Below are 8,345 nucleotides of genomic sequence, written 5' to 3'. Positions count from 1 at the left end.
ACCTATTCGCCCAAAACCCATAGAGCATACCGTCACCTACCAACGTATGCAATACTATCCTTTCGGTCTTCCTTATGAAGCCCATTACCAGCCCGAAGAGCAGCCGTATAAATACGGAGGAAAGGAGTTTATAGAGCTGCACGGCTATGACAGTTACGACTTCGATGCTCGTATGTATTATCCGGCTCTCTGCCGATTTATGACGATGGATCCTCTCTGCGAGAAATATTACTCTATCTCGCCCTATGCCTATTGTAATAATAATCCGGTGAATTATGTAGACCCGGACGGAAGGGACTGGTATGAATATACGGATAAGGATGGGAATTCTCAAACTATGTGGCGTAAATCACAAGATAAAATTTACAAAGACGATAACGGAAATACTTGGAATAATATTGGACAAAATTATTTATCAATTAATGGAGACAATGCAACGTTATTTACGCAACACACAAATAGCAAAGGAGAGCTTTATTTAAGTAGCAGTTCATATAATCTTGCTGACGAAAAAAATGCAAATGCTTTAAATTCTACATTAGGAAATCTTCTGTCAAAGGGTTCTGCTGTGGCAGGCTCATTAGGAGGATATGCCGAAGGAAGCAATGCAACTTTTCGATTAACAAACAGCAAAGGAGCTCTTGATTTTAAATTTTATGAAAATGGCTGGAAAGGAAATCAATGGGTAACTCCATCCTCAATTTCAAAAATTGGGAAAGGGGTAGGACATTTTGGAAAATTGTTAGGAGGTCTTGGCGTGCTTGCTTCTGCCTATCAATTTAGAGAAGCATCTACATTTGAAGGAAAACTTGAACACGGATTAGACGTTTTTATGGGTGGAATGAGCTTTGTCCCTGTTATTGGAACAGGTGCTTCTTTGTATTGGTCATTTGGAGGAAAGCAACTGCATTACAAGTGGGTTAATGGTGTTTTAATACCTCAAATAGAAATGGGAATAAATCCCGGACTACCTGGTTATCAACCATTCAAATAAATTGAAAATGAAAGATTTATTTTATTACGTATTTTATAGAGCTTCTAAATTTTATAAATCATGGGGCGAAAACAATAACTATTATATTTCAGGGAAATTTTCATTATTCCTTGCCTTTGCCTCCAATATACTGTTTTTAATTGGCTTATTTTGCTATATATTAGGAATTAGATATAGCATACAGATAGTTTATTTAATTTGGATTTTGCTTTTCGTGTTGAGTTTCTTTGTTCTTAATGAAAATAGATACAAAGAGTTAGCAGAAAAATATAAAGATGAAAAGAATAGCCAATTGAAAGGCTGGTTAGTATTTGCCTACGTTATTGGTTCGCTTGTTTTGTATTTTGTTTCATTATTTATCTATTAAACAATCATTGATCCCAGACCTAATAGTATGGTAAAGGAGTATCAAGATAATTTCAAGCCTGACCCAAAGACAGAAAAAATAGAATGGGAACAATAATAAATAATATGGACGAACAATATATTTCAATTTGGGAGCTGATATCACTCCAACTTTTTTTAGGCTCTATAATCTATATAGTTGGCTGTATCGTATTGTTTTTTGTTTTACGAAAAGAGGTAAATCGCAAATATAAAATCGCATTATTGTTGTTAGTTCAGTTTTGTATTTCGGTATTATTGTCACTTATTATTTGGCAATCTTGGAATATAGATATTGATATAATGGCATTAGAATTTATTAATTTGCCTGCTTTATTTTCTGAGTTTGTTACAATACCGATATGTTATTTTATTTTGAAAAATGGAAAAAATAAAGAGATTGCTTCTTTTTGACTTGTCAAAATATAGTGTAGGTTATATTACTGAAAGTTCAAACGGTATGAATTTTACATTCGGACGATTGTCTTATTTTGTAATAAAGGACGACAACGGACGTTTTGGTAAATTTCGTTCATTTATGACCAATAAAACTATGTCTATTGATTTAAATATGGGCATACAATATTAGAAAACTATCTGAACAGTAAAATTAGACACCCCTTACAATTAAAAAATCAGATGAAAACCAGTTTCAAAGCAAGAAGATGATTATAGGAAAAGAGAAATGTCGTGTTATTACAGGACTAAAAAGGAAAACTGCGAAAGCGAATAATAGAGGAACAAGGATCGATCACCGAGGGCGAAGCGTCTTTGCGGAAGCCTGATATTAAAGGATAACATGTAGAAGTGTATAATCACAATTTAGTATAATTGAATATGAAAAATATTAGGATTATAATTGTGCTAGTCGTATTCCCATTTTTCTGTATAATCGGCCAAAATCAACAAAGTTTGCCGGAGGATAGACCCATTATTCCTCCATCTCCGAGGGCTGCCGCATTTCATATTTATGGAGATTATCCGGTTAATTATAATACAGGAATTGCTGATATATCCATACCATTGTATACTGTAAAGATGGAGGGAATAGAGGTGCCGATAACATTGCGATACCATCATGCAGGTGTGAAATTTTATGAAACTCAGTTGTCGAATGTCGCTACGGGGTGGATTATAGATGTGGGAGGATTGGTGTCACGAACAATTATGGGGAAACCAGACAAGCGGGTTCCTATGTTTAATGTAGATTCTTTGGAGGCGGGCTATCTTACAGAAACAGATGAAGAGGATTTCAAAATATTACAACGATTGGCTTGCGGGCAGTTGGTGAATACGGTACTTGACTCGGAATATGATATTTTTTCCTATCGGTTTAATGATAACGTCGGGAAATTTGTTGTGGGCAGATTTGACGAAGTAATTAAATTCCCGCATAATTCGTTAAAAATAGAACCCGAGTGGGCCGGTCATCTTATTCAAAAGATCGATATTTATGACGATAAAGGAGTTCAATATAGATTTGGTAAATCCTTAGACGGGCAATCGAAGGCTGTGGAATATACGGGTAGCAATTTCGAGTCGAGTTGGCTTTTGACCGGAATAAAGCCGAGCCACGGAAAAGATAGTATTGTTTTTAAATACAGAGATGCATCGCGAAATGGGAGTTTTACGTATAAAATTTGGGTTCCCAATCATTTTGTGGAAATAAAAGATGGTCGTCAGGGAGATGAGATTATAGAAGATGTGCAGGGAACGCATACTTATTTTGGAGATAGTTATGCTGGGTCTAGTATAGAATGTTTGGTATATAACGGATATAGAGAGTTATTGTATAATATAAAAACAATATCGGAGATTATTTTTCCATTGGGGAAAATTGTATTTAATTCGATAGATGGAGGAGAGCGAGTTTCGAGTATAGATATTTTCGATAATAGAAACGAGTTATTAAGAAGTGTTCGTTTCAACACAACCGCTTTTGACGAATCGGGGCGGTGGAATGCATTAAATTCTGTTGAGTTTTTAGATTCTCGACGAGTGTGCGATTCTCGATATTTGTTTGAATATAATGATGTACGATTTCCCCAAGTGGAACATACCAATGCATTGGATTATTGGGGATATTATAATGGTTGTAACGACAATACGTCTTTGGTTCCTAATTTTTATTTGACATTTAAACGGAACCAAGTAAAAAATGGAGCATGGGGTGTGTTGGAAAAAGGTCTGTTATATAATTATACCATCGGGTTCTGCGATAGAACTCCTTCTGAATATTTTGCCCAAGCATACATTTTAGAAAAAATAGTTTATCCTACCGGTGGTTTTTCGGAGTTTGAATATCAGTTGAATCGTTATGGGGAAGATAATAAACCAGGAGGAGGATTACGGATTCATCGAATTATCAATGATGATGGAAAAGGAAATAAAACTAGCAGAAGTTATGAATACTCTCCGGGTGTATTGGAATTGATGCCCGATAGTGCAGAAAATTATATTCATGAGGCAGACGGCATTCTTTTTCAAATGAGGACAGAAAATCAAGGGTTTATTCGCTATCACGAATTTTCATTTAGAAAGAGATTCTATTCATCTGATATGAACGGAGCTTTAACTTTGGGAACAGGAAACCAAATCAGATATCCCGAAGTTATAGAATATATCGGTACGAACGAACAAAATATCGGTAGGAATGTATATCGATTTGAAGAACACCGAAACTTGTATACTAGGTCTCGGCCTAATAATGATTTGACTTTTCCCCGGTTGCATACATGGAGAAGATGGAAATCGGGGAATTTGATAGAGACGTTGGTTCAAAGACAGGACGAAATAGGAAATTGGGTGTCAGAAAGGATAATAAGAAATGAATATGAATTATTAAGTCGCACCAAATTGAGAAATTTAAGCGTAACAAAAACAACGTTTTATCCACCGTCTTTTGTCCGTATAGGTTCTTTAAGTACAACCGATTTAGACGATTTAATTCTGACTCCTGATTTATTCGAGCGTTTGGATCTTATTTATGGACGTTTTGAACATTCGAGGAGTTTTCCGTTTTTCCTTCAAGATCGATATTTGATAGATACCTCTACTCCCGTTTTATCGGAGACGATAGACTCGTTGTGGACAGATAACGGTAATTTTGTAAAGAATGAAAGTTATGCGTATGATTCTATTTATTTAAAGCCGATTAGTATTGTTCAAACGACCAGTGATGGTGAAATGTTGGAGATAAAGAATGAGTATGTCTTTTCCGATGCTTATAAAAATGAAGACCCATATAAGGGAATGATAAAAAATAACATAGTCTCTCCTATCATAGAACGGCAGGAATACAAGAAAAAATTCGAGAATGTATTGTTGTCCACTCAAAAGTTAAGTTATAAGCAATTTTATCCGAAAGTGTTTAAACCGAGTGAGTTTATGATATCGTTTGAGAGCAATCCATTTTATTTGAAGTCGAAATACAGTAGATACGATTCTCATGGAAATCCATTGTGTATAACGAGCGATGATTTAACTACCATTTACTTGTGGGGATATAGTTATCAATACCCGGTGGCGGAAATCAAGAATGCCTCTTGGGAGCAAGTAGAGAGCATCATAGGGGATGCCGAGGCTTTCGCTGCGGCTGAAATTCCAGACGGAATGTTGCTGGCCCGATTGCGTACGGAACTGCCGTCGGCACAAGTAACCGTTTATACGTATGAGCCGCTGGTGGGAATTACCTCTTCGACCGATCCTCGGGGGCATACGACTTATTATGAGTATGATGATGCGGGGCGATTGGTGCGTGTGAAAGAGGGAGAGAAGACTACGACATTGTATAAGTACCATTATCGGAATGAATAGAACGATGAAACGGATAAAGAGAAATGTTATGAATATACGTGTTTTATTATGTACGGCCGGTATTGCTGCTGTACAAGTTTTGTCGGCAATAGAATTGACAGCCGACAGCAACCGGCTGGAAGCCGGGGAGGCATTCGTCAAATGGCTGGTCGAGTACCAAGAACCGGGCAGGGCCGGAACGAAATGCCGGTGGGATTTCCGAGGAATGCAAATCCTTTCGGAGGAACTTCCCGTGGAATATTTTATTCCGGACAGTTCCCATATGGATATTCTTTGTGGTCGCGAGGGGCGTAACCGTTATTATTACCGACAAGGAAGTGATAGCCTGTGGTGTGTGGGACATGAGAATGCGACTTTCTATATCGATTATGCTCGTCCCGAACTTTTGTTGCGTTATCCTTTCGCTTATGGCGATTCTCTGACGAGTCGTTTCGAAGGAGCAGGACGGTATGGTCAGCGTATTCCTCTTTTCGTCGAGGGAACGACGACTGTCACAGCCGATGCCGAAGGTGAATTGAGTTTACCGGGAGAGACTTTCGGAAACGCCCTGCGGGTACATACCGCCCGCCGATATGTGAGGATATGTGAAGACAGCTTGTCAGTGAGTGTGGATACGTATGCTTGGTATGTGCCGCAGAATCGTTATCCGGTGTTCGAGAGCGAGACTTCCACGCTGTATGGTACACAGGCCGATACGATACTCTCGGCTGTATCGTTTTACTATCCGCCCGATTATCTGAGTGGGGAGAGTGACCGTAGTGCCGACGATGAATCGATTGAGGAGGAGATCCTACCGATCGAGAATGTTTTTACCGAGGCGGAATATCTGCCCAATCCGGTGGAGAGTGACTTGACAATAAAATATAAACTTACTCGTTCGGCTTCGGTGTGGTTCACTTTGCACAGTAGTGCGGGAATTTGTCTGAGACGGACACCGAGTCGTGAAGAAGATGAGGGAGAGTATTCTGTGCTGGTTCCTATGTCGGGATTGATGCCGGGGGTGTACACATTGTATGTTCATGTGGACGATAAGGTACTTTCTGTAAATATTATCAAGGGGTAATTCGGGCGGCTGTCGTAAAAATGAGATACTATTTTTGTAAAAACTTTCGTCGAACCCGAAAAATGTATTATATTTGCCACCGTTTTTACGGGATCGACCCGAGGGAGTGATGCTCGAGTGGTTGAAGAGGCACGCCTGGAAAGCGTGTATACGTCAAAAGCGTATCGGGGGTTCGAATCCCCCTTACTCCGCTGGAAAGCCGTTGCAAAAAACTTGTAACGGCTTTTTTGCAGACGGAACGGAAGTTTATTACGGCGGTGTAAAATGAATCGGTCGATAATTAGTGGGGCTTCTTCTTTTATATACTCTCCCCTTTGTTTCTTCGGTAGTTTTCTTATATTGCTTCGCAACACGGGGAAGAAAGATTAAAGGTATTCGATATCGCTTCTTGAAATCACCTAATTAATATCTTAACCCCTCCGTCACTACGTGCCACCTTCCCTATATTTTGCATAGCAAAACACCCCGTAAGGTTACGGGACACGGCAGAGGAGGAGGGGAAATACTTTTAACGAATATCTTAACTCTTCAATATATATCTTTTGGGGTGGTGGGAGCTTGAACATCTATTAAACTAAAACGGGCAGGGAGCTGTTCTTTTTGGATAGATGGGGATTTTAATGTCCCGGTTTGTATGGAATGGAAGATATTTGTGTATATTTGATTTTTCGAATATAGGATATGACTCGATGTGAGGAATAGGAATATCGGTTTTGTCTTGTTTCTATTTTTCCCTTGTCGGGTTTTGAGGTAGGAAATCGAATAAAGAAAATTAAATTTTGAAGATATGAGAACATTATTATTGTCTTTTGCAATCGTGGGGTTATTGTGCGGTTGTTCGTCCAAGTCGGATTATGGTGAAGCTAGGGGAATTGTATGTGATGCTACCATGAATACGGTTACTGTTGTTACCGACGACAATGACACGTTGTCGTTCAGTACGGTCGATACCGATAGAAGCGGGGTCGACGGATTGCTGCTGGGCGATACGGCCGAGATTACTTACCGGGGAAGGTATGAAAAGGGAATGGGGGCTTTGAAAATGGTGTCTTATCCGCAAAGAGCGTTACTCGGTGGCGACCGAGACGAGCATGGTTGCATAGGCTCTGCCGGATATGTGTGGAGTGAGGTGTCGCAGGATTGTATACGGGTGTTCGAGAAGGGTATCCGCACGGAGTCGGTTCGAGGGGATAACCGTTCGGTCTATATCGTCTTTTCTCCCGATTCGTCCCAAGTGGAATTGTTTTTCTCCGACGGGCAACCGAATGAGATTTTGGAGCGGCGGACGTTGCCTTCGGGCGGTTTTGCTTGGAATGTGGAGGACGACGATACGAAGAATGTGCGTTTCATAAATGGTTTATGGACGATCGAACAGCGGGGTGAGGTCATATATCGGGAAGATAGTGCAGCTGCCGACTCGTCGTTGGGCGATTGGCAGGAGCGGACTTATGAGGGGGTACTGCCGGCAGCCGATACTCCGGGTATACGTTACACTCTGACGGTGCGTAATCGCGAGTATAGCGGGGACGGGACATTCGTGCTTGCAATGACTTATTTGGAGGCTGAAAACGGGAAGGACGAGACCGTGACTTATACCGGTAGGCGGTTCACTCAACGCGGTTCGGCCGATGACAAGGATGCCGTGGTGTGGCAACTGGTTGCCGACGATGGCACTGTTTTTAATTTTCTTTTGTCAAAAGAGGGAACAAGTCTTACTTTGTTGAACGATAAATTTGAGAAGCCGCAGAGTGGATTGAATTATACGCTTCGGTTGGTGCAGTGATGAATCGGGCTTCATGCCCGATAAAGACGGAATCCCTTTTTCCCGTTTTTATTCAACCCCTCTCCTCAGAAACAACAGTTTCTGAGGTGTCTCCCCTATATTGCTCCGCAACACAGGGGAGAAGTGTTAATGTCTTTCTATTGAATTGTCTTTGCTCCTGCTTCGATTTTAGTGCAACATCTCGTGATGCTGTGGGGTACGGTAGGGGAGGAGTGTCCGAAGGAATCTTTTGACACTATCATTCTTCTGTTTTTTAACCCCTCTGCCCTTCGGATATCTGCCCTATCGCACATACGTGCGCAGAG

The 8,345-nt window shown here is 40.4% G+C and carries 6 protein-coding genes, 1 tRNA gene and 1 pseudogene; all 8 read left to right on the top strand.

Annotated elements, in window-relative coordinates; all coding sequences use genetic code 11:
• Window positions 1-994, top strand: a 994-nt coding sequence (locus QVD32_RS12075; RefSeq protein WP_287710259.1) for an RHS repeat domain-containing protein, incomplete at its 5' end; no start/stop codon positions are given.
• A gap of 7 nt (window positions 995-1,001) precedes the next feature.
• Window positions 1,002-1,361 (top strand): hypothetical protein, encoded by a 360-nt coding sequence (locus QVD32_RS12070; RefSeq protein WP_021890836.1) that lies wholly within the window; start codon window positions 1,002-1,004, stop codon window positions 1,359-1,361.
• Window positions 1,362-1,444: 83 nt separating this feature from the next.
• Window positions 1,445-1,792, top strand: a complete 348-nt coding sequence (locus QVD32_RS12065) for a hypothetical protein (protein ID WP_021890837.1) — start codon at window positions 1,445-1,447, stop codon at window positions 1,790-1,792.
• Window positions 1,793-2,215: 423 nt separating this feature from the next.
• Window positions 2,216-5,194 (top strand): RHS repeat domain-containing protein, encoded by a 2,979-nt coding sequence (locus tag QVD32_RS12060; RefSeq protein WP_021890839.1) that lies wholly within the window; start codon window positions 2,216-2,218, stop codon window positions 5,192-5,194.
• A gap of 28 nt (window positions 5,195-5,222) precedes the next feature.
• Complete coding sequence (locus QVD32_RS12055; RefSeq protein WP_021890840.1) at window positions 5,223-6,257, top strand: hypothetical protein; 1,035 nt, start codon at window positions 5,223-5,225, stop codon at window positions 6,255-6,257.
• Window positions 6,258-6,360: 103 nt separating this feature from the next.
• A tRNA-Ser gene (locus QVD32_RS12050) sits at window positions 6,361-6,448 on the top strand.
• Between the two features lie 596 nt (window positions 6,449-7,044).
• Window positions 7,045-7,656: pseudogene (locus tag QVD32_RS12045) on the top strand (copper resistance protein NlpE); the annotation flags it as partial.
• Between the two features lie 24 nt (window positions 7,657-7,680).
• On the top strand, window positions 7,681-8,040 hold the full coding sequence (locus QVD32_RS12040) for a copper resistance protein NlpE N-terminal domain-containing protein (protein ID WP_229033646.1): 360 nt from the start codon (window positions 7,681-7,683) through the stop codon (window positions 8,038-8,040).
• Window positions 8,041-8,345 lie beyond the last annotated feature (305 nt).

It is taken from the genome of Barnesiella sp. (assembly GCF_022723415.1).
Taxonomy (GTDB): domain Bacteria; phylum Bacteroidota; class Bacteroidia; order Bacteroidales; family Barnesiellaceae; genus Barnesiella; species Barnesiella intestinihominis.
Note: the sequence above shows the minus strand (reverse complement) of the source record. Positions and strands in the feature narration are given on the sequence as shown.